We start from the raw sequence: 22,154 nt of genomic DNA, 5'->3' as shown, positions 1-22,154 counted from the left end.
AGGAAAGCCACATGGGTATCACCGTCAACGGCCTCGACGAACTCAAGAAGCTCGCCGGCAGCGACCTCGGCACGAGTGAGTGGATCGAGATCACGCAGGAGCGCATCAACACGTTCGCCGACGCCACGGGCGACCACCAGTGGATCCACGTGGACCCCGAGAAGGCCGCTGAGGGCCCCTTCGGCGCCCCCATCGCCCACGGCTACCTCACCCTTTCCCTCTTCATCCCCCTGTTCACCGAGCTGCTCGACGTCCAGGGTGTCACCACGAAGGTCAACTACGGCCTGAACAAGGTGCGTTTCCCCTCACCGGTCAAGGTCGGCTCACGCATCCGGCTGGTGGGGAAGCTGGCGGAGGTCGAGGAGGTGCCGGGCGGTGTTCAGATCACCGTCGACGGCACGATCGAGATCGACGGCGGGCAGAAGCCCGCCGCCGTCCTGCAGAGCCTGTCGCGGTTCTACGCCTGACGCTCAGTCACCCCTGGAGGGCCTGGGAGAAGATGACGTTCCATCAGGCACCCACCACATCTACGAAGATGGGGTTGGAGTAGAACCACGTGTCGGCCCACGGGTCGCCGTCCCCAGGCACGTGCGGAATCGGCCCGTGCGGGTCGACGGAGGCGCCGAGGTAGCCCGCACCGTTGCGCTTGCCGTCGCTGCCGCGCAGCCGGACGTAGAAGGACTCGTCGCCGGCGGTGAGGGGGATGCGCAGGGTGTACGTCCCCGTGCGGCCCGACACGTCCTGCGTCCGCACGACCCTGGTGTCGGGTGCCCGCCAGCTGTCCCGGTCGGGCACCGGGCCGCGCACTGCCCCGCGGATGACGTTCACGTGGGCCAACTCGGGCAGGATTCCCTGGGGGTTGGGGCGGGAGGCGGTCGTCACGGTCACGTTCAGCGTCAGCTTCTCGCCCTTGCGCACCCGCAGCCGCCCGCCCAGCGTGACACCGCGGCCCGCGTCGCAGTCGCGCTTCAGCCGCACGTCGAGCCCGTCCAGCAGATGCCCGTGGTCGAGCCAGACCCGGCCCGCGCGCAGCCCCGCCATCACCGCGCGGTAGCCGTAGCCGGTCACGCCCACGTGGGTGCGGCTGAACTGGCCGGGCCAGAAGTCGCCGCCGGGCTGCGGCGAGTCCGTGTTCACGGGGTCGGGGATCTTGCCGGTGTTGTCGAAGTTCTGCCCCGGCAGCCAGTCGCCGTTCTTCCACGTGTCGAAGACGACCCGGTGGACGTCGGAGTTGGTGGTGATCGTGAACAGCTTGCCCTCGGCGAGCATCGCGTCCCACATGCCGCCGACCGTCGCCGTCATCCAGTCGAAACCGCCGTACAGCACGTACGCGTTCTCCGGGTAGCCGGCCCAGGAGTTCACGGACGGCTTGTTGGTGTATTCGCCGCGCTGCGAGGTGGGGCCCTCCCAGCCGGGGATGCCGCCGCCCTGCGCGCCGGGCGCGCCCTCCATGCCGATCATGATCTCGGGGGCCGCGTCCCGCCAGTTGCGCATTTCGTGCGGGGAGTCGATGCCCAGCCGCATCGGATGGTTGGCGAGGACGAGGACGTCGTCGACGTATCCCGCACGGCGCTGTTCGGCGAGCCACTGGATGGCCTTGACCGCGTGCGCCTCGTTGCGCGCCGTGTTCGGATTGTCCGGGGCACCGTCCGTGTAGTTGAGCAGCTTGCCGTCGTAGGCCAGCTCGAACTGGGTGAGAAGGTCGACCTCGTGGGGACCGGGCGCGGCGAAGATCGTGCAGTGCTCGGCGGCCGGGATGTACCACTCCAGGCCCTGGAAGATCAGCTGGCGGGGGTTCTCGGCGCGGGCCTTGAGGATCTCCTCGTGCTCCATCTTGGCGCCGTACCAGGCGTGCCCGAAGTTGGAGTGCTCGTTGAACACCATCCAGTCGAGGCCGTACTTGGCGGCAGCGGTGGCCAGCTGGGAGAAGGTGTACTTCGCGTCGTGGCTGTACACGCTGTGTACGTGGTGGTCGCCGACGAGGTAGGCGAGTCTCGGATCGTTGCCGCCGTAGCCCTCGGCGGCGGCCGCCTCGGGTATCGCCGCCGAGCCGAGGGCGAACGCGGCGCCGAACAGACCCGCACGGCGCAGGAGCTGACGGCGGGAGACGCCCTGGGCGTCCAGGTCGGCGGGGGAGACGGTCGGGTCGGCCCAGCTGGGCAGCTGCTGCTCGGTCATGACGTTCCTCTGGGGTGTCACGTGCGTTCAGTGGTTCATGAAACTGGTGACGGGCAGCGCCCGTGCGACGATCCGGACGTCCCCGAGGCGTCCGTAGAGGATCTGGTCGATCTTGCCGCCGTACTCGTAACCGCCCAGCAGCCACGGCAGTCCGACCGAGGTGATTCCGACGGCGGTGGCATGCGGATTGCGGGCGACCGGGCAGCCCTGCACGAACATCGTGGTGTGGGAACCGTCGTTGACGACGGCGACGTGCCACCACACCTCCCGGGCCGTCTCGTCGCCCCAGTTCGTCGCGATGCCCTGCTGGTTGAGCGGGCGTACCGCCCACTGCGGGCCGGGCCCGTCGGACAGGGAGAGCGTGGCGAGCGGCTCGTCGGGGTCGTCGGCGGTCTTGCCGGCGGCGCCGCCCGTGCCGGTCCGGCTGACCAGCCCGGACCAGGCGTTGTGGGAGGGGTCCCAGTCGGCCGGGAGACGGTAGAACGCCTCGATGGTGTAACCGGCCTCGAAGGTCGCGGAGTTGAGGGGCGCCCCGTCGACCGTGCGCAGGTAGGCGCCCTTCAGCGGGGACTTGTAGCCCTGGAACTCCAGGCTGCCGTGGCCGGGTTGGTCGGGGTGGTGGTCCGCCGACCAGCCCAGCGTGCGGTTGCCGCCCACCGACACCAGGGTGAGGTCGTTGCCGCGGCCGGACAGGTCACGGACGGTGCCGGACACGGGGGACTCGAAGCGCCAGTAGGCGACCGTGCCCGGGACCAGCATCTGCGAGACGGGGCGGGCCGGACGCGGGGCCACCGGGGCGAAGCCGGAGAAGCGGTCGGCGAAGTCGATGTCGACGGAGAACCGGTCGGCGTCGCCGCTCAGCTCCATCTCCTGCCGCTCCAGCTCATTGAGCCCCTCCGAGGCCCGGCCGAGGATCCATGGGGAGACCGTCTCCACGTCGATGACGTTCCGGTCCAGGTCGAAGTGGTAGAGGCGGATCATCGCCGCGCCACCGAAGTACCGGTTCTGATAGTTCGTCAAATGCAGGTGGACGTCGTTGCCCGCCGCGTTCTTGCGCGTGGCCCGGCCGGCCGGCCAGTCATGCCCGTTGAGGGTGAGGAAGATCTGGTCGTGGTCCTCGATCAGCTGGTCCCACAGCTGCTGTCCGTACGCCGACAAGCTGTCGTCCTCGACGACCAGCTCGTGCGTGGTGAGGACGACCGGCGTCCTCGGGTGCTTGGCCAGGACGTCCTTGGCCCAGGCGTACCCCTTCGCCGACAGCCGCCAGTCCAGCGCCAGCACCATCCACTGGCGGCCGGCCGCCTTGAAGAGGTGGAAGGTGTTGTAGCCGTCCGGGGAGGCGCCGCCGAACGTCGGCTTGCCCTGGAACCGCTGCGGCCCGAAGGCCTCCAGGTACGGCGTCGAGCCCCGCTGGTCGTCGGTCGACGACTTCACGTCGTGGTTGCCGGCCAGGACGCTGTAGCCGACGCCGCGCTGGTCCAGCAGTTGGAACGCCTCGCTGATCGCGGTGACTTCGGCCGCCGCGCCGTTCTCCGTGAGGTCGCCGAGGTGCGACAGGAAGACGATGTTCTCGTCCTCGCCGTGCTCCAGGAGGTAGCGCAGGGATGCCTCGACCGGCGCCCTGTCGATGCTCGGCCCGTCGAAGAGGTACTGGGTGTCGGGCATGACGGCGAGCGTGAAGCGGCGGCTCTCCGGGTCGGGCCGCCAGCTGCCCGACGACGCGGCCTCGGCGGTGTCCGGGAGGGCGATCCCGGCCGTGGCGAGAGCGCCCAGCAGTGCGGTCGCCCGCAGGAAACCGCGTCTTCCGGCACCGGCCTGCGCGGCCTCGCCCTGGTCGTGCTCATGCGTAGTACACACGTGTTGCTCCGTGGGAGGGGAAGTGACAACGAAGCGTGGGGGGCTCAGAGCGGGGGGTTGGTTCAGAACGGGAGGTGGAGAGCGGGGTTCAGAGCACGCGCAGCGTCCAGCTCCAGCGATGGACACCTGGTGCGACCAGATACGAGGGGAAGGTGTCGGGGCCGCACGAGGCCGTGCCGAGGCCTCGGTGCGCCGCGTCGATGTGCACCACGCAGCCGGGCCGCGGCACCAGCTCGTCGTGGTGCGCGGTCGCCGTCAGGTCGGCGGCACGATAGCGGGTGACGGAGACCTGGCGGGGCTCGTCCAGTTCGACCGCGAGACCGGTGGCGTCCGGCGCGGACAGCGTGAAGCGCCGTACGCCGTGCCGGCCGCCGCTCTCCTGCGGGCGCAGATACGGGGTGAACAACTGGTCGACGGGTACGGAGTGGTGCCCCACGGGCGCGCCCGCGCTGCGGTCGGGGTACGACTCCCAAGGACCGTGACCGAACCACTCCAGCAGATCGAGGCCCGGCACCGTCTCGAACACGGAGCCGACCCGCGCCACGTCGTACAGGTCGTCCGGCAGTTCGGCCCACTCCTCGATACGGACCCCGCCCTCGACCGGCGTGCACACCTGCCGGTGACGCACGACCGCGACGGCCCCGGCGTACTCCGCCAGCACCGTCACGCCCGGCCCGTCCCGGTGCACCGAGACGACCTTGCGTACAAGCGAGTCGAGCCCCCAGGCGCGCCAGCGCAGCGCGATCCCGCCCAGCTCGTCGTTGTCGGTGGGCGCCCGCCACAGCGACAGCGCGGGCGCCGCCGTCAGCAGGGGATGGATCAGCAGACCCTCGTCGTCGACCTCGACCGGGCCCGCCCCGAGGGGCTCGGCGACCCGCACGGAAGCCGCCGTGCAGGACCGCTCGGCCGCGCGCAGCCGCACCTGCGGTGCGCACACCTGCGTACCGCGTGGCGCCCACGGCTGGTCCTCGGCCGTCGTCACCCGCAGGGTCAGCCAGGCCTCGCCGCCGCCCTCCGGCAGCTCGAACGGCAACGGCACCGCCGCCGTCTCGCCCGGCCTCAGATCGGGCAGCTCGGTCGGCGCGGTCAGCGTGCGGCCGTCCGCCAGGGACAGCTCCCACTCGGCGGACAGCCACTCCACGCCCCGGAAGTGCTGGTGGTTGGAGAGGACGACCCCCTCGTGCCGGAAACAGTCGATGCGCACCGGCGCGGCGATCTCCCGGTGCTCGTACATCACCGGCTTGGGCGTGCGGTCCGGGAAGACGATCCCGTCGGCGATGAACGCGCCGTCATGGATCGTCTCGCCGAAGTCGCCGCCGTACGCCCAGCGATGACCGGGCGCGGCGACACCGTTGTCGAAGAGCCCGGCGCCCCCACGCCCAGCAGGTCTTCCGTCGTTCACACGCTGGAGGATGCCGTGGTCCCAGAACTCCCAGATGAAGCCGCCCTGAAGACCCGGGGTTGCCTCGATGGCCGCCCAGTGGTCGGCGAGCGTGCCGTTGCTGTTGCCCATGGCGTGCGAGTACTCGCACTGGATGAGCGGCTTGGTCTGCTCCCCGGACAGCGCGTGCGCCACGCACTCCTCCAGCGGGGCGTACATGGGGCAGGCGATGTCGGAGGCGAGGTCCGGGTCGGCCCAGCCGCGCTTGGCGGCCCCCTCGTACTGCAGGGGCCGGGTCGGGTCGTGCCGGCGCACCCAGCCCGCTGCCGCGTCGTGGTTCGCGCCGTAGTCGGACTCGTTGCCCAGGGACCAGACGATGATCGACGGATGGTTCTTGTCGCGCAGGACCATCCGTGAGACCCGGTCCACGAACGCGCCCAGATACCTCGGGTCGTCGGCGATCTCATGGGCGTGGTCGTGGGACTCGATGTCCGCCTCGTCGACGACGTAGAAGCCGAGCTCGTCGGCGAGGTCGTACAGCGCCGGGTCGTTCGGATAGTGGGCGGTGCGGATCGCGTTGAAGCCGAAACGCTTCAGCAGGACGAGGTCCGCGCGCAGGTCGTCGTACGACACCGTCCGGCCGGTCAGCGGGTGGAAGTCGTGCCGGTTGACGCCCCGGATGAACACGCGCTCGCCGTTGACCAGCAGGTCCCGGCCGACGATCTCGACGTCGCGGAAGCCGACGCGGTGGCGGGAGGTGTCGGCGACGCTGCCGTCGGCGCGGTGCAGCCGGACCGTCAGGTCGTACAGCTCGGGCGTCTCGGCGGTCCAGGTGCGCACCTCGGGCACGGTGGTCCCGAGCCGCGCCTCACCGAGGAAGTCGGAGACCCGCTCCTCCTCGGCGTTGGCGCGGTCGAACTCCCGGTCCTGCGGGAGCGCGTGACCGTCCAGGTCCCCGCTGATGGACCACCCCTCGGGCAGCGCGCCGCGCGCGTCCCGCACCTGGCAGTCGACCCGCAGCCGCCCGTCCCGCCGGGCCCGTACGGTCACGTCGGCGAGGTGCAGCGGGTCCGTCGCGTACAGCAGCACGGACCGGGTGATGCCGCCGTGCCACCACTGGTCCTGGTCCTCGATGTGCGAGGCGTCCGACCACTTCACCACGGTGAGCCGTACGAGGGCCCGCCCACCGGGGCGTACGACTCCCGTCAGGTCGAACTCGGCGGCCAGATGGGAGTCCTTGGAGATGCCGACCGGCCGCCCGTCCACGTGCACGAGGAGCACGCTCTCGGCGGCCCCCACCTGGAGCACGATCCGTCGTCCGGCCCACTCGGCGGGCACGTCCACCGTCCGCTCGTAGACGCCCGTCGGGTTGGCGGCGGGCGACCGCGGAGGGAATTCCGCATACGGCATACGGACGTTCGTGTACTGCGGCAGATCGTCCGTGTCCTGCATGGTCCAGACACCGGGCACGTGGGCCGAGGACCACGCACCGCCGACCAGCGTGTCCGGAGCGGGCAGCAACTGGAAGCGCCAGTCGCCGTCCAGGGAGAGGCATCCGGAGCGCCGGTCGACGGCGTTCATGGGCAGGCGTCCCCAGGAGGTGATCTCGGGCGCCTCCCAGGGGCGCAGGGCGACCAGGGGATCGACGATCCCGCGCTCACTGATCGACGCATCGTTCATCCTCGGACCGCTCCCTTGCCGAGATCGCCGATGATCTGTCGGGCGCCGACCGCGAACACGATCAGCAGCGGGACGAGCGCGAGCAGCGCGCCGGTCATCACCATGCCGTAGTCCGTCGTGCCGTGGACGCCGTTGAGCTGGGACAACGCGACCTGGAGGGTGACGTTGTCCGGGTTGGTGAGGGCGATCAGCGGCCAGGCGTAGTCGTTCCACTGGCCCATGAAGGTGAAGATGCCGAGGAAGGCCAGGCCCGGGCGGACCACGGGGAGCGCCACATGCCAGTACTGGCGCAGGAAGCCCGCCCCGTCGAGCTTGGAGGCGTCGAGCAGTTCGTCGTGGATGGCGCTGCGCATGTACTGGCGCATCCAGAAGATGCCGAACGCGTTGGCCGCCGCCGGCACGATCAGCGCCGACATCGATCCGATCCAGCCGATTTTCGCCATGATCACGAACTGCGGGATGACCTGGAGCTGCGTCGGCACCATGAAGATCACCATCAGCAGCGCGAACAGCACCTTGCGGCCCGGGAACTCGAACTTCGCGAAGACGAACGCGGCGAGCGAGTCGAAGAACAGCACGAGGAACGTCACCGAACACGCGACCAGCAGCGAGTTGAACATCGAGCCGAAGAAGTCGATGTTGTCGAAGAGGCTGCGGACGTTCTCGAGGAAGTGCGTGCCCGGCAGCAGCTTCGGCGGGTAGGAGAAGATCTCGGTCGTCGTGTGCGTCGACATGATGACGGCCCAGTAGAACGGGAAGGCCGACAGCACCACACCGACGATCAGCGACAGATGCAGTCCGATGCCCCGGCGCCCGGAGCCCTTGAGGGATGCCATGGTGTGCGGCCTCACTGTTCTTCGCCCCGGCGCTGCACCAGGCGCCAGTTGATGATCGAGAAGAGGACGACGACGAGGAAGATGCCCCAGGCCACGGCGGCGCCGTAGCCGAAGTCGTTGTTGTCGAAGGTCTGCTGGAAGAAGTAGAGGACCATCGTCCGGCCCGCGTGGTCGGGACCGCCCGAGAACGTCGAGTCGTTGGAGGTGTTCTGCAGCAGCACCTGCGGTTCGGAGAAGCTCTGCAGACCCGTCACCGTGGAGACGACGAGCACGAACAGCAGCGTCGGCCGCAGCAGCGGCAGCGTGATCCGGAAGAACGTCTGCACGGGACCGGCGCCGTCGATGCGCGCCGCCTCGTACAAGTCGCTCGGGATGGTCTGGAGCCCCGCGAGGAAGATGATCGCGTTGTAGCCGGTCCACTGCCAGGTCATCAGCGTCGCGATGGCGATCTTGATGCCCCAGGGCGTGTTCAGCCACGCGATCTGGTCGAGCCCGACCGCCTGCAACAGGGCGTTGATCAAACCGAAGTTGGTGGAGAACACCGATCCGAAGATGATCGCGACCGCCACGACGGACGTCACGTTCGGCAGGAAGAACGCGAAGCGGTAGACGTTCTTGAACCGGACCGCCGAGTTGAGCATCACGGCCGTCACCATCGCCAGGAAGATCATGGGGAAGGTGGACAGCGCCCAGATGATGACCGTGTTGCCGATCGAGCTCCAGAAGTCGCTGTCGCTCAGCAGGTACGCGTACTGCGACAGACCCGCGGACTCCATCGAGCCGAGGCCGTCCCAGCGGTGGAAGGACAGGTACAGCGAGAAGCCGACCGGGATCAGGCCGAAGCACAGGAACAGCAGGTAGAACGGCGAGATGGCGGCATAGAGGTGCCAGTACCTGCGAAAGCCCGTCCTGGGTCGTGCGGCGGGTGCCTCCACGACGGGCGCCGGGGGCTGGGGCTTCTCCACGGCGGGGAGGGTGGCCATCAGTAGCTCACCCCCAGGTGCGCCGCGATCCGCCTGCACTTGCTCATGGCGTCCCTCCATGCCTTCGCGGGGTCCTTGCCGAGGACGCCGACGTTCTTGATCTCGTCCTTGATCGGCTGTCCGAGCGCCACGTCGAACGGGCTGTTGTAGGCGACCACGATCTTCTGTGCGGCGGGCCCGAAGACGTCCATCGTGACCTGGCCGCCGAAGAACGGATCCGGCTCGCGCAGCTGCTTCAGGCCGTACGAGGCGGGGGTGGAGGGGAAGAGACCCGCGTCGACGTAGCCCTGTGCCTGGTTGCCCGCGTCGAGCATCCAGCTGATGATCTGGAAGGCCCGCTCGGGCTCCCGGCACGCCTTGGTGATCGACAGAAACGATCCGCCGTTGTTGGAGGGCCGCACCGGCATGTCGGCGACCCGCCATCTCCCCTTGGTCTTCGGCACGCCGTTCTTGATGTCGTTGGTGGCCCAGGAGGCACCCAGCTGGCTCGGCAGCCTGCCCGCCTCGATCGCCGACAACTGGTCCGGGGTACCGCTGACGAGGTCGGAGACGATCCCGCGCCGCTTGGCCTCAACGGCGAGCGCCCAGGCGTCCCGCACATGCTGCTGGTCACCGATGAAGTGACGGTCCTTGTCGACGTACCGCTTGCCGCCCTGCTGCACCGCGTTCTCGAAGACGCTGTTGACGTCGGTGAGCAGGGAGGTCCCCGGGATCCGCTTGCGCAACTGCTCGCCGGCCGCGAAGAACGTGTCCCAGGTGTTCAACTCCCGGGACACGTCGGCCGGTTCGTACGGCAGTCCCGCCTTGCGGAAGACCTCGTACTGGTAGATGTGCGCGACCGGGCCGCAGTCGATCGGGAAGCCGATCATCGAGCCGTCGTCGGCGATGCCCTGGTCCCACTTCCACGGCAGGTACTGGCTTCTGAACTTGTCCGCGCCGAGCGTGCGCAGGTCCACGAACTGGTCGGCGTTGGGCAGGTAGGACGCCATGTCCTCGCCCTTGAGGCCCGCGATGTCGGGGACGTGGGCGCGGCCGGCCATCGTGGTGATCAGCTTGGAGCGGTAGTAGCCGCCGATCTTGATGGCCTTCAGGTCGACCGAGCTGTCGTAGCGGGCCCTGGCCTTCTTGATGACCGTGTCACCCAGGCCGCCGTCCCAGTACCACAGGACCATGTTCCGGCCGGTCGACCCGGTCGGGACGGCACAGCCGGACGCCAGGCCGCCGAGCGCGGTCGCGGCCGAACCGGCCAGTCCCGCGCGCAGCAGGCCTCTTCGTGAGAGCCGCACAGCTCCCACCGCCTTTCGGATCTTCTTGGTTCTTGCATGGGGGGGTGAGTGGTGCCGGGTCGTGCAGGGGGTCAGTGCTGTCGTGCGGGTGGGGTGACGGGCGCGTACCGGACGGGAGCGCCGGGATCCTTCGGCAGCCGGTCGGCGAGGAAGCCGTACGCGCTCTTCAGCTCGGGGTCGGTCAGCGACCGCCACCAGCGCTCCACGCCGTACCAGCCGGGCGCCGCCAGCGCCCCGCTGTGGTGCCGGACCGACAGGCTCGCGGCGAGCACCGCGAACCGCAGCCGCTCCGCCAGCGGCCAGCCGCCGAGCGAGGCCGCGACGAAGCTCGCGCCGAAGACGTCCCCGGCGCCCGTGGCGTCCAGGACGTCGACGTCGAGGGCCGGTACCTCGGCGTACTCGCCGGTCGTCTGGTCGACGGCGACCGCGCCGTCCCCACCGCGCGTGACCACGGCGACCGGCACCAGCTCAGAGAGCGTCCCGAGGGCCGCGACCGCGCTGTCGGTACGGGTGTACGCCATCGCCTCGGTCTCGTTCGGGAGGAAGGCGTGGCACAGGGCGAGCTGGTCGAGGAGGTCCCTGGACCACTCCTGGGTGGGGTCCCAGCCGACATCGGCATAGATGTGGGTGCCGTTCGCGGCGGCCTTGGCGAGCCACCGGCGCGGTTCCGCCTCCAGGTGCACCAGGGCCGTGCGCGCCTCGGGAGGGTCGCCCACCAGTTCGTCCTGCGAGTACGGCGGTTCCTGGCCGTGGGTGACGAGGGCCCGGTCGTGGCCGTACGCGAGGGAGACCGTGACCGGCGTGGGCCAGCCGCCGAAGACACGCGAGAGGGAGAGGTCGACGCCCTCCTGACCTGCGAGGACCTCCTGGCAGTGGGCGCCGTAGAAGTCGTCGCCGAAGACCGCCGCGAGACAGGTGCGCAGACCGAACCGGGACGCGGCCACCGCCAGGTTGGCGATGCCGCCGGGACCGCAGCCCATCCCGGCGGTCCAGATCTCCTCGCCCGGCGTGGGCGGCCTGCCGAGGCCGGTGAGGACGAGGTCGTAGAAGAGCAGCCCGGTCAGCAGCACATCGGGCCGGTCGTCGTCCACGCGCATGCATCCTCTCGTCGGCGGAGCAGGGGGGAGAGAGCTCGTCAAAACTCTTCATTTCGGTGACCGGAATCGTTGCGCTGCCTCAGAGATTGGTCAATACCTGAGCAGAAGCGAGCATGGAAATGATTGAAGATGACGAGTAGTGTTCACGCCGTGCTGGCAGAACGACGACACCAACTCATCCTGCGCGCCCTGCGCTCCGGGGGCCCCGCGGCAGTGACCGATCTCTCCGAGCAGCTGCGCGTGAGCCCTGCCACAATCCGGCGGGATCTGCTCAAACTGGAGGAAGAGGGACTTCTGACGCGCGTGCACGGCGGTGCCGTCGTCGAGGAGGGCGACCAGCCCTTCGCCGAGGTCGCCGAGGTGCGCGTGCCCGAGAAGGACGCCATAGCCGCGCACGCGGCGGCGATGATCGGGGACGGTGACTCGGTGCTGCTCGACATCGGCACCACCGCGTACCGCCTCGCCCGTCAACTCCACGGCCGCCGGCTCACCGTGATCACCAGCAACCTCGTGGTGTACGAGGAACTCGCCGACGACGAGGACATCGAGCTGGTGCTGCTCGGCGGCATGGTCCGCCGTGAGTACCGTTCCCTGGTCGGCTTCCTCACCGAGGACAACCTGCGCCAGCTGCACGCCGACTGGCTCTTCCTCGGCACCAGTGGAGTGCGTCCGGCCGGGCAGGTGATGGACACGACGGTGGTGGAGGTGCCGGTCAAACGGGCCATGATCAAGGCCAGTGACAAGGTCGTCCTGCTCGCCGACTCGGCGAAGTTCCCGGGCACGGGCATGGCGAGGGTCTGCGGTCCCGAGGAACTGGACGTGGTGGTGACGAACGCGCCGGTGAACGTGACGACGCGGTCCTCCCTGGAGGAGGCGGGCGTCGAGGTGGTCGTGGCAGGAAAGGTGCAAGGGTGAGACTGACGATTCTGGGCGGCGGCGGGTTCCGGGTGCCGCTGGTGTACGGGGCGCTCCTGACGGACCGCGCCGAGGGGCGGGTCACTCAGGTCGTGCTGCACGATCTGGACGGGCAACGGCTGTCCGCGGTGACCCGCGTGCTCGCCGAGCAGGCCGCCGGTGTCCCCGACGCCCCCACCGTGACCGCCACCACCGACCTCGACGAGGCACTGCGCGGCGCCGACTTCGTCTTCTCCGCGATCCGCGTCGGCGGCCTGGAGGGCCGTGCCGACGACGAGCGGGTGGCGCTGGCGGAGGGTGTCCTCGGCCAGGAGACGGTCGGCGCGGGCGGCATCGCCTACGGCCTGCGCACCGTCCCCGTCGCCACCGACATCGCCCGTCGGGTGGCCCGCCTGGCCCCGGACGCCTGGGTCATCAACTTCACCAACCCCGCCGGCCTGGTCACCGAGGCCATGTCCCGCCACCTCGGCGACCGTGTCATCGGCATCTGCGACTCGCCGGTCGGCCTCGGCCGCCGTATCGCCCGTGTCCTCGGCGCGAACCCGCGGGACGCCTGGATCGACTACGTCGGCCTCAACCACCTCGGGTGGGTGCGCGGCCTGCGCGTGGCCGGCCGGGACGAGCTGCCCCGGCTGCTCGCCGACCCCGACCTGCTCGGCTCCTTCGAGGAGGGCAAGCTCTTCGGCGTCGACTGGCTGCAGTCCCTCGGCGCGATCCCCAACGAGTACCTGCACTACTACTACTTCAACCGCGAGGCCGTCCGCGCCTACCAGCAGGCCGAGAAGACCCGCGGCGCCTTCCTCGCCGACCAGCAGGCCCGCTTCTACGAGCAGATGCGCGACCCGGACGCGGCCGCCCTCACCACCTGGGACCGCACCCGCGCCGAGCGCGAGGCGACCTACATGGCGGAGAACCGGGAGACCGCGGGCGCCGGCGAGCGCGACGCCGACGATCTCTCCGGAGGCTACGAGAAGGTGGCCCTCGCCCTGATGCGGGCCATCGCCCGCGACGAACGCGCCACCCTGATCCTCAACGTGCGCAACCAGGACACCCTCTCGGTGCTCGACGGGGACGCCGTCATCGAGGTCCCCTGTCTGGTCGACGCCAACGGCGCCCACCCGGTCGCCGTCGCCCCGCTGCCCGGCCACGCCACCGGCCTGGTCTGCGCGGTCAAGGCGGTCGAGCGCGAGGTGCTCGCCGCCGCCGAGTCCCACTCCCGTACGACGGCCGTGAAGGCGTTCGCGCTGCACCCGCTCGTCGACTCCGTCAACGTGGCCCGCAGGCTCGTCGAGGGCTACACCGCGGTCCACCCGGGTCTGGCGTACCTTAAGTAAGCGCTTGCCATCTGCTTCTCTGGAGACTTTCATGCACGACGAACGCCGCCGCATCGAGGAGCGCGTCGAGCGCGTCCACACCCAGCGCGTCAAGCCCGCGATCTACGCGGCCACCGTCCCCTTCGAGGTCGAGGCCTGGCAGGCACCGGGGGAGCCGGTCCCCTTCGAGGAGGCCGCGGCGGCGCGCTACCAGCCCTTCGCCATGGGCACCCCGTGGGGCCCGCCGTGGGGCACCACCTGGTTCCGCATGCGGGGCGAGGTGCCCGCCGAGTGGGCGGGCCGGCGCGTCGAGGCGGTCATCGACCTCGGCTTCGTGGGCGACTGGCCGGGCAACCAGGCCGAGGCGCTCGTGCACCTTCCGGACGGCCGGCCCCTGAAGGCGGTCAACCCGCTCAACCAGTACGTGCCGATCGCCAACCCGGCGACCGGCGGGGAGCAGATCGACTACCTGGTCGAGGCGGCCTCGAACCCCGACATCCTGGCGAACAACTTCGCGGAGCCGACCCTGCTCGGCGACGTCCTGACGGCAGGCGACCGTCCGCTGTACACGTTCCTGCGGGCCGACATCGCCGTCCTCGACGAGGAGGTCTGGCACCTCGACCTCGACCTCCAGGTGCTGCGCGAGCTCATGGTCCACCTCGGTGAGCACGAGCCGCGCCGGCACGAGATCATGCACGCCCTGGACCGCGCCATGGACGCCCTCGACCTGGACGACATCGCGGGCAGCGCCCCGGCCGTCCGCGAGGTGCTGGCCCCGGTCCTGGCCAGGCCCGCCCACGCCAGCGCCCACACGATCTCCGGCGTCGGCCACGCCCACATCGACTCCGCCTGGCTGTGGCCCATCCGCGAGACCAAGCGCAAGACGTCCCGGACCTTCTCCAACGTGACGTCCCTGGCCGACGAGTACGACGACTTCATCTTCGCCTGCTCCCAGGCCCAGCAGTACGAGTGGGTGCGCGACCACTACCCCCACGTGTGGGCCCGCATCCAGGAGTCCGTGAAGAAGGGCCAGTGGGCGCCGGTCGGCGGCATGTGGGTCGAGTCCGACGGCAACCTGCCCGGCGGCGAGGCGATCGCCCGCCAGCTCGTCCACGGCAAGCGGTTCTTCATCGAACACTTCGGCATCGAGACCAAGGGCGTCTGGCTGCCGGACTCCTTCGGCTACAACGCCGCCTACCCGCAGCTCGCCAAGCTCGCCGGCAACGAGTGGTTCCTCACCCAGAAGATCTCCTGGAACCAGACCAACAAGTTCCCCCACCACACCTTCTGGTGGGAGGGCATCGACGGCACCCGCATCTTCACCCACTTCCCACCGGTCGACACCTACAACGCCCGCTTCAGCGGCGAGGAGATGGACCGCGCCGTCCGCAACTACTCCGAGAAGGGCGGTGGTTCGCGCTCCCTCGCCCCCTTCGGCTGGGGTGACGGCGGTGGCGGCCCCACCCGCGAGATCATGGAACGGGCGCGTCGGCTGGCCGACCTGGAGGGCTCGCCCAAGGTCGTCGTGGAGCACCCGGACGAGTTCTTCGCCAAGGCCCGCGAGGAGTACCCGGACGCCCCGGTCTGGAACGGCGAGCTCTACCTGGAGCTGCACCGGGCCACGTACACCTCCCAGGCCCGCACCAAGCAGGGCAACCGGCGCAGCGAACACAAGCTCCGCGAGGCCGAGTTGTGGGCGACGACGGCGGCCCTGCACGCGCCGGGCTACGCGTACCCGTACGAGAAGCTGGACCGCCTGTGGAAGACGGTGCTGCTGCACCAGTTCCACGACATCCTGCCGGGCTCGTCCATCGCCTGGGTGCACCGGGAGGCGGAGGCCGAATACGCCCGTGTCGCCGAGGAGCTCGAGGCGCTGACGGCGGAGGCGGTGGCCGCGCTGGGTGGCGGCGGGACCACGGTGTTCAACACGAGCCCGTACGACCGCGCCGAGGTGATCCGCACCTCCGCGGGCGCACCGGCGTACGTGGAGGTGCCCGCGAGCGGCAGCGCGCCGCTCGCCGCGGCGGCCGGCGGATCCCCGCAGTCGGTGACGGTCTCCGGCCGGGTCCTCGACAACGGCCTGGTCCGCGTGGAGGTGGCCGAAGACGGCACACTGTCGTCTGTATACGATCTCCGTGCGAACCGTGAGGTCCTCGCCGGCCAGGGCAACCTGCTCCGCCTGCACACCGACCTCCCGAACTACTGGGACGCCTGGGACATCGACAAGCACTACAAGAACCGCTTCACCGACCTGCTGGAGCCGGACTCGGTGACCGTGGTCGAGGACGACCCGCTGCTCGGCGCCCTCCGCGTCACCCGCTCCTTCGGCAAGGGCTCGACGATCACCCAGACCATCACCCTGCGCGCCGGAAGCCCCCGCATCGACTTCGAGACCGACATCGACTGGCACGAGGCCGAGAAGATCCTCAAGGCGGGCTTCCCGGTGGACGTCCGCGCGCCGCACTCGTCCGCGGAGATCCAGTTCGGCCACGTCCAGCGCCCCACCCACACCAACACCAGCTGGGAGGCGGCCCGCTTCGAGGTCTCCGGCCACCGCTGGGTGCACATCGGGGAGCCCGGCTATGGCGTCGCGGTCATCAACGACTCGACGTACGGCCACGACGTCTCCCGCACGGTCCGCGAGGACGGCGGTACGACGACCAAGGTCAGCCTCAGCCTGGTCCGCGCCCCGCGCGTCCCGGACCCCGAGGCCGACCAGGGCAAGCACCGCTTCACCTACTCCCTCCTGCCGGGCGCGGGCATCGAGGACGCCGTCGCCGAGGGCTACGCCCTCAACCTGCCGCTGCGCGTGGCGGAGTCGGCGGGCACCCCGCAGCCGGTCGTCTCCGTCACCGGCGACGGCGTGACCGTCGAGGCGGTCAAGCTCGCCGACGACGCGTCCGGCGACGTCGTGGTCCGCCTGTACGAGTGCCGCGGCGGCCGCGCCACCGGCGCGCTGCGCACCGGCTTCCCGCTGGCCGCCGCCCGCATCACCGACCTGCTGGAACGACCGCTGGAGGACCGGGACGTCGAGGTCGACGCCGACGGCGCGGTCCCGGTCGAGCTGCGCCCCTTCCAGGTCCTGACGCTCCGTCTGAAGAGGGCCGGGGTGAGCTGACCGTGCCCATGCAACCGTGGTTCACCGACGCCAAGTTGGGGATCTTCGTCCACTGGGGCATCTACGCCGTCGACGGCGTCCAGGAGTCCTGGTCGTTCTACGACGACATCGTGCCGCACGACCGGTACATGTCCCAGCTCGACCGCTTCACGGGCGCCAAGTACGACCCGAGGGCCTGGGCGGACCTGTTCGCCCGCGCCGGTGCCCGGTACGCGGTGCTGACGAGCCGTCACCATGACGGTGTGGCCCTGTGGGACACCGCGTACGGCGATCTCAACCTGGGCCGCGACTACCTCTCCGGGTACGCCGAGGCCCTGCGCGAGAAGGGCCTCAAGGTCGGCCTGTACTACTCGCACTCCGACTGGAACCACCCCGACTACGCCTCCACCCGCAAGCCGGGCCGCCCGCCGGAGCTGGAGGACAACCGATATTCGGAGGTCGCGGCGGAGTTCGAGGACCTGGACGCCTGGGAGCGGTTCATCGCCTACCGCGACGGCCAGATCCGCGAACTGGCCTCCCGCTACCGGCCGGACCTGATGTGGTTCGACGGTGAGTGGGACCGCAGCGAGGAGCAGTGGCGCATCCCCGAACTCGCCGCGCTCATCCGGTCGTACGTCCCGGACGTCGTCTTCAACGCCCGCATGCTCAGCGAGGGCGACTACGCCACTCCCGAGCAGGGCGCCCCGGTGGTGCCGCCCGAGGGCCCGTGGGAGCTGTGCCTGACCATCAACGACTCCTGGGGCTACCAGCACCACGACCACCACCACAAGTCGGTCGACCAGCTGATCCGCTACTTCACCGAGACCATCGGCGGGGGCGGCAACCTGCTGCTCGACGTGGGCCCGATGGAGGACGGCACGATCCCGCAGCCGCAGGTGGAGCGGCTGGAGGCGCTGGGGGAGTGGGTCCGCAGGCACGCGGAGGCCGTGTACGGGACGGTACGCGGCCTCCCGGCCGGGCACCACTACGGCCCCAGCACCCTGTCCGCCGACCGTCGCACGCTCTACCTCACCCTGTTCGACGCCCCGCGCGCCGACATCGGGGTCCGGGGTCTGGCCACAGCGGTCCGCAGGGTCACCGTCCTCGGCACCGGCACGGAACTCGCACACCGGGTCGTGGGCGGCCTGCACGAGGCGGTCGGTGTGCTGTGGATCGAGCCGCCCGCCGCGGCGGATCTCGACCCGCACGCCACGGTGCTGGCCGTCGAACTCGACGGCGAACTGGAGCTCTACCGCGGTTCGGGCCGCTTCTGACCCCGGACAGCATCTCGGGCCGGTCGGTCGCTCCCCCGTTGCAGCGACCGACCGACCCGAGCCCCCGTTCCCCCCGGTTCCCCCGTTGTGCTCCCCCGCGATCCTTCACTCTTATGAGCGCGCCACCCGCCGCCTGATACACCCCCGGGAGAAGAAATCTCGCGATCGTGAATTGACCCACGATTTTGCCCACGAAATGCCCCCCGCCACCGGTCACCCGGCTGCATAGAGTCGTAGACATGACGACGACGAACAAGAACGAGACCACGGTGACCACGCACTTCGAGCCGGTCCTCACTCGTGCCGCCGACGCCGAGACGACGAGTGACCCCAGCAGCGTGATGACGCTCTTCGCGGACTCCGTCAACACCGGCGGCCGACTGACCAGTTACCGGTCGACCTTCGCCGAGGGTGCGGTGGGCGCGCCCGCCCACCTGCACACCAAGGCGTCCGAGCTGTTCTTCGTGATCGACGGATCGCTGCAGGTCCTGGTGGGCGAGGAGATCACTGTCCTGGAGGCGGGCGACTTCCTCCTCGTACCGCCGCACACCCCGCATGCCTTCGCCGCGGCGCCCGGTGCCACGGCCGACGTGTTGTTCGTCTTCACCCCGGGCGCGGACCGCTTCGACTACCTGCGACTTCTCGGCCGAGTGATGCGCGGCGAGGCCGATCCGCAGGAGATCAAGGACTCCTCGGAGCGGTTCGACAACCACTACGTCGACAGCCCGGTGTGGCGCGAGGCGCTCGCGGCGCGGGGCTGACGCCAGAGCAGTTGCTGATCACGCCGGATGAGGTGACGCAGGTCACGGGCGGGAGGAACGGCGCGACAAGCCACGCCCCCCGCACCCGACCGCCGGCCTACAGCGGCAGCGCCTGCGCCGCAGCCTCGACGGACTCGACCGGTGCCGGTACCGCCGGCAGCAGCGGCCCCGCCTCGATCTCCCGCTGCTGGGGGATCGACACCGCCCGCAACGGGCGCGGACCCGACACCACCGTGTAGTCCTGCCCCAGGAATGGCGGCACGACCTCCCCGGGATCCTCACCCAGCGCCAACTGCACAGCGGCCCAGGGAGCGTTGATCCCGCACAGCGACAGCTGGTGCAGTCCCCCCGCGGGGCGCGTGTTGACGTCCATCAGCACCGGCTGCTCGCCGTACATGCGGAACTGGATGTTGGACAGGTAGTGCAGCGCGAAACCCTCGGCGATCCGCCGGGCCGGCTCCAGCCACTGCTCGTGGAGCGTGAAGCCACGACGGCGGCCGTTCTTGGTGCGGCCCACGGCGAGACGGATCCGGTTGTCGGGGCCGGTCAGGCAGTCGACGGACACCTCCGGCTGCTCCAGACGCGGCATCACGAGCCAGTCCACCGGCTCGTCGGCCTGCCGCAGCGTCTCGAGGACCATGTCCAGCTGGACGTACGGGCTCGGGAACCCGTTGAGGTGCGCGAGCGAGAAGGGAGCGCGGGTGACGATACGGAAGCCCACCCCGCCCGCGCCGGACGCCGGCTTGAAGCACGCCTTGTGGCCGCCCGCCTCCAACTCCTCGACTGCGGCGAGGAGTTCGTCCGCCGTGCGCACCCGGTACCAGGGCGGCACCGGCACGCCGATCGCCTGGACCGCCTCGTAGGCGATCACCTTGTCCTCGAAGACGGCCACGGCCTCCGGCGGCGGCGCCAGCAGCGCCGTGCCGATCGCCGCGAAGTCGGCGCGGTGCGCCACGATCGCCGACTGGTGCAGCCGGGGCACGAACACGTCGATGCCGCGGCGCCGGCACTGGGCGAGCGCGAACTCGACGTACGCGGCGGGGGACAGGCCCTCCGGCTCCAGCTCGGCGGTGTCGGCGGCGGCCAGGACGGGGGAGTCGGCGTCGCCGTGCGTGGCATGGATCTCGACGGCCCGATCGCTCGGATTTCGCCGCAACTGATCCATGAAGAACACGTTCTCCGCGTACGTGCGGTTGAGCCAGACGCGTACGCGAGAGAGCATGCAGGCCGCCTTTCGGGGGTGTGCGGGCACGGCGAAGCAGGGCCGTGCCCGGCCAGGGGTATGGGAAGGGTCACCAAAGCGCCCCTGATGAAGGGGTGTCAGTGCTGTGGTGTTGGGGCGATCATACGGCTTCTCGGGGCCCTCTCGTGCAACGTGGGTGTTACGGATTTTGCGATCATGAATTGTCGTGGGCGCCGGCACCGGTGATCCGCCGGAACGAGCCGCACGATCCGAGGCCGAGCCGAGGGTGATCCGGCGTCGGCCGGAAACGGATCCATGGACGGCCGGGTGTCCTTGCCCGCCGACTTCGAATGTGTTCTCGTGGACCCATTCGTGTGCTCGTGAGGGGGCGAGAGGTGACGTCGACGGCCGGTGGTGCCGGACAGCTGCTGGCCATCAGTGACCTGCATGTCGGATATCCCGAGAACCGCGCCCTCGTCGAGGCGATGCGACCGGAGACGGACGACGACTGGCTCCTCGTGGCCGGCGACGTCTCGGAGAACGTGGCCGACATCACCTGGACGCTGAAGACGCTGGAGAGCAGATTCCGCCAGGTCGTGTGGGCGCCCGGCAACCACGAACTGTGGACCCACCCGAAGGACCCGGTCACGCTGCGCGGGGTCGCCCGTTACGAGCACCTGGTCGCCCTCTGCCGCGACCTGGGCGTGCTGACGCCCGAGGACCCCTACCCCGTCTGGGAGGGCCCCGGCGGCCCGGTCGTCGTCGCGCCGCTGTTCCTGCTGTACGACTACTCGTTCCTGCCGGAGGGCTGTGCGACGAAGGAGGAGGGGCTGGCGTACGCGCAGGGGACCGGGATCGTCTGCAACGACGAGTACCTGCTCCACCCCGACCCCTATCCCACCCGCGAGGCCTGGTGCCGGGCGCGGGTCGCCGAGACCGAACGCCGGCTCGCCGCGCTGCCGGACGACCTGCCCACGGTGCTCGTCAACCACTACCCGCTGGACCGGCACCCCACCGACATCCTGTGGCACCCCGAGTTCGCCATGTGGTGCGGCACCCGGCTGACCGCGGACTGGCACCGCCGGTTCCGCGTCGCCACCATGGTCTACGGCCATCTGCACATCCCGCGGACCACCTGGCACGAGGGCGTCCGCTTCGAGGAGGTGTCGGTGGGCTACCCGCGCGAGTGGCGGAAGCGCCCGCAGCCGCCGGGTCGCCTGCGCCGCATTCTGCCGAGGCCGGAGGAAGAAGGCGGAGGGGGCAGCGAAGGCAGAGTGGACAGCGAAGGCAATGGGGACAGGGCGGGCATAGGGGACGGGGCGGGCAGGGAGGGGGCGGGCCGGTGATCGAGGAGTTGCTGCCGCAGTCGGTGGTCGCCGTCGAGGCGTACGGCGACGAGGGGGCCGACGAGGCCGAGAGAGGGCTGCTTCCGCAGGAGGCGGCGCTCGTGGTGCGGGCCGTCGCCAAGCGGCGCCGTGAGTTCGCCGTCGTCCGCTCCTGCGCCCGCCGCGCCATGGAGAAGCTCGGCGTGCCGCCCCAGCCCGTGCTGCCGGGGGAGCGGGGTGCACCGCGCTGGCCGGACGGGCTGGTCGGCAGCATGACCCACTGCGAGGGCTACGGTGCCGCCACCCTGGTCCGCGCCGCCGACGTCGCCTCCCTCGGTATCGACGCGGAACCCCACCAGGCGCTGCCCGAGGGCGTCCTGCCCGCCGTGTCGCTGCCCACGGAGGCGCAGCGGCTGGGCCGGCTGTCCGCGGACCGTCCCGAGGTCCACTGGGACCGGCTGCTGTTCAGCGCCAAAGAGTCCGTCTACAAGGCGTGGTTCCCCCTCACCGGCCTGTGGCTGGAGTTCACGGAGGCCGAGCTCGACCTCTACGCCGACCCCGGCGAACGCCTCAACGGCGGCTTCCGGGCACGCCTCCTCGTCCCCGGCCCCGTGGTCGACGGGCACCGCGTCGACCACTTCGAGGGCCGCTGGACCGTCCAACGGGGCCTGGTGGCCACGGCGGTGACGGTGCCGCACGTCGGCGGCTAGGGCCTCTCGTCTGGATCATGCCGGGCTCGCGGGGTCCGGCATGATCCAACGAAAGACCCCAGCCCGCGCTCCCAGGCAGGCTCTCTTCGGTCGGGCCGGTCGGGCCGGTCGGGCCGGTCAGCCAAGTGGGCCCGTGCGGTGTGCGCACGACACGGGCCCCACCGGTCAGGGGGGGGGGGGGGGGGGGGGGGGGGGGGGGGGGGGGGGGGGGGGGGGGGGGGGGGGGGGGGGGGGGGCGGGGGGGGGGGGGGGGGGGAGAGCGGGGGGAGAGAGAGACG

General features: G+C 70.4%; 16 protein-coding genes. 8 read left to right on the top strand and 8 right to left on the bottom strand.

Going from position 1 to position 22,154, the window contains the following annotated elements:
* Positions 1 to 11: 11 nt before the first annotated feature.
* Complete coding sequence (locus tag AC067M_RS18390) at positions 12 to 467, top strand: MaoC family dehydratase (RefSeq protein WP_478698032.1); 456 nt, start codon at positions 12 to 14, stop codon at positions 465 to 467.
* Positions 468 to 510: 43 nt separating this feature from the next.
* On the opposite strand, the gene AC067M_RS18385 is transcribed toward AC067M_RS18390, so the two are convergent.
* From AC067M_RS18385 to AC067M_RS18355, 7 genes are all read right to left on the bottom strand, one after another.
* Entirely contained in the window at positions 511 to 2,178 is a 1,668-nt protein-coding gene (locus AC067M_RS18385) for a PHP domain-containing protein (RefSeq protein ID WP_478698031.1), read from the bottom strand.
* A 27-nt stretch (positions 2,179 to 2,205) separates the two neighbouring features.
* On the bottom strand, positions 2,206 to 4,035 hold the full coding sequence (locus AC067M_RS18380; protein WP_478698030.1) for a LamG-like jellyroll fold domain-containing protein: 1,830 nt from the start codon (positions 4,033 to 4,035) through the stop codon (positions 2,206 to 2,208).
* Between the two features lie 88 nt (positions 4,036 to 4,123).
* Positions 4,124 to 7,096 (bottom strand): glycoside hydrolase family 2 TIM barrel-domain containing protein, encoded by a 2,973-nt coding sequence (locus AC067M_RS18375; RefSeq protein WP_478698029.1) that lies wholly within the window; start codon positions 7,094 to 7,096, stop codon positions 4,124 to 4,126.
* Positions 7,093 to 7,932, bottom strand: coding sequence for a carbohydrate ABC transporter permease (locus tag AC067M_RS18370; RefSeq protein ID WP_393618512.1), 840 nt, complete (start codon positions 7,930 to 7,932; stop codon positions 7,093 to 7,095). The genes AC067M_RS18375 and AC067M_RS18370 overlap by 4 nt, the downstream gene beginning before the upstream one ends.
* Positions 7,933 to 7,943: 11 nt before the next feature.
* Positions 7,944 to 8,915, bottom strand: a complete 972-nt coding sequence (locus AC067M_RS18365) for a carbohydrate ABC transporter permease (RefSeq protein ID WP_478698028.1) — start codon at positions 8,913 to 8,915, stop codon at positions 7,944 to 7,946.
* The gene (locus AC067M_RS18360) at positions 8,915 to 10,201 is read right to left on the bottom strand and encodes an ABC transporter substrate-binding protein (protein ID WP_478698027.1); all 1,287 of its coding nucleotides are present in this window, start codon (positions 10,199 to 10,201) and stop codon (positions 8,915 to 8,917) included. The genes AC067M_RS18365 and AC067M_RS18360 overlap by 1 nt, the downstream gene beginning before the upstream one ends.
* A gap of 71 nt (positions 10,202 to 10,272) precedes the next feature.
* On the bottom strand, positions 10,273 to 11,292 hold the full coding sequence (locus tag AC067M_RS18355) for a carbohydrate kinase family protein (protein ID WP_478698220.1): 1,020 nt from the start codon (positions 11,290 to 11,292) through the stop codon (positions 10,273 to 10,275).
* Between the two features lie 156 nt (positions 11,293 to 11,448).
* Here AC067M_RS18355 and AC067M_RS18350 point away from each other — a divergent pair, with 156 nt between their 5' ends.
* From AC067M_RS18350 to AC067M_RS18330, 5 genes are all read left to right on the top strand, one after another.
* Positions 11,449 to 12,213 (top strand): DeoR/GlpR family DNA-binding transcription regulator, encoded by a 765-nt coding sequence (locus AC067M_RS18350; protein WP_478698219.1) that lies wholly within the window; start codon positions 11,449 to 11,451, stop codon positions 12,211 to 12,213.
* Positions 12,210 to 13,547, top strand: a complete 1,338-nt coding sequence (locus tag AC067M_RS18345) for a 6-phospho-beta-glucosidase (protein WP_478698026.1) — start codon at positions 12,210 to 12,212, stop codon at positions 13,545 to 13,547. The genes AC067M_RS18350 and AC067M_RS18345 overlap by 4 nt, the downstream gene beginning before the upstream one ends.
* Positions 13,548 to 13,578: 31 nt before the next feature.
* Positions 13,579 to 16,644, top strand: coding sequence for an alpha-mannosidase (locus tag AC067M_RS18340; protein WP_478698025.1), 3,066 nt, complete (start codon positions 13,579 to 13,581; stop codon positions 16,642 to 16,644).
* A gap of 2 nt (positions 16,645 to 16,646) precedes the next feature.
* Positions 16,647 to 17,897: an alpha-L-fucosidase gene (locus AC067M_RS18335; RefSeq protein WP_478698024.1), complete on the top strand. Its 1,251-nt coding sequence runs from the start codon at positions 16,647 to 16,649 to the stop codon at positions 17,895 to 17,897.
* Positions 17,898 to 18,136: 239 nt separating this feature from the next.
* On the top strand, positions 18,137 to 18,658 hold the full coding sequence (locus tag AC067M_RS18330; RefSeq protein WP_478698023.1) for a cupin domain-containing protein: 522 nt from the start codon (positions 18,137 to 18,139) through the stop codon (positions 18,656 to 18,658).
* A gap of 97 nt (positions 18,659 to 18,755) precedes the next feature.
* Here AC067M_RS18330 and AC067M_RS18325 read toward each other — a convergent pair whose 3' ends face one another.
* On the bottom strand, positions 18,756 to 19,880 hold the full coding sequence (locus tag AC067M_RS18325; protein ID WP_478698022.1) for an ATP-grasp domain-containing protein: 1,125 nt from the start codon (positions 19,878 to 19,880) through the stop codon (positions 18,756 to 18,758).
* 356 nt (positions 19,881 to 20,236) lie between these two features.
* Here AC067M_RS18325 and AC067M_RS18320 point away from each other — a divergent pair, with 356 nt between their 5' ends.
* Positions 20,237 to 21,187, top strand: a complete 951-nt coding sequence (locus AC067M_RS18320) for a metallophosphoesterase family protein (RefSeq protein WP_478698021.1) — start codon at positions 20,237 to 20,239, stop codon at positions 21,185 to 21,187.
* A complete protein-coding gene (locus tag AC067M_RS18315; protein WP_478698020.1) occupies positions 21,184 to 21,876 on the top strand; it encodes a 4'-phosphopantetheinyl transferase family protein in 693 nt (230 codons plus the stop codon). The genes AC067M_RS18320 and AC067M_RS18315 overlap by 4 nt, the downstream gene beginning before the upstream one ends.
* Positions 21,877 to 22,154: the final 278 nt, after the last annotated feature.

The organism is Streptomyces sp. NPDC043427, from assembly GCF_056436655.1.
The sequence above is the reverse complement of the archived record's forward strand: the minus strand, read 5'-3'. Positions and strand labels throughout refer to the sequence as shown.

What these genes read in the sequence shown, in the direction of transcription:
- AC067M_RS18390 (WP_478698032.1), top strand. Translation starts at nt 12, where the DNA reads ATGGGTATCACCGTCAACGGCCTCGACGAACTCAAGAAGCTCGCCGGC.
- AC067M_RS18385 (WP_478698031.1), bottom strand. Translation starts at nt 2,178, where the DNA reads ATGACCGAGCAGCAGCTGCCCAGCTGGGCCGACCCGACCGTCTCCCCC.
- AC067M_RS18375 (WP_478698029.1), bottom strand. Translation starts at nt 7,096, where the DNA reads ATGAACGATGCGTCGATCAGTGAGCGCGGGATCGTCGATCCCCTGGTC.
- AC067M_RS18370 (WP_393618512.1), bottom strand. Translation starts at nt 7,932, where the DNA reads ATGGCATCCCTCAAGGGCTCCGGGCGCCGGGGCATCGGACTGCATCTG.
- AC067M_RS18365 (WP_478698028.1), bottom strand. Translation starts at nt 8,915, where the DNA reads ATGGCCACCCTCCCCGCCGTGGAGAAGCCCCAGCCCCCGGCGCCCGTC.
- AC067M_RS18340 (WP_478698025.1), top strand. Translation starts at nt 13,579, where the DNA reads ATGCACGACGAACGCCGCCGCATCGAGGAGCGCGTCGAGCGCGTCCAC.
- AC067M_RS18330 (WP_478698023.1), top strand. Translation starts at nt 18,137, where the DNA reads ATGACGACGACGAACAAGAACGAGACCACGGTGACCACGCACTTCGAG.
- AC067M_RS18325 (WP_478698022.1), bottom strand. Translation starts at nt 19,880, where the DNA reads ATGCTCTCTCGCGTACGCGTCTGGCTCAACCGCACGTACGCGGAGAAC.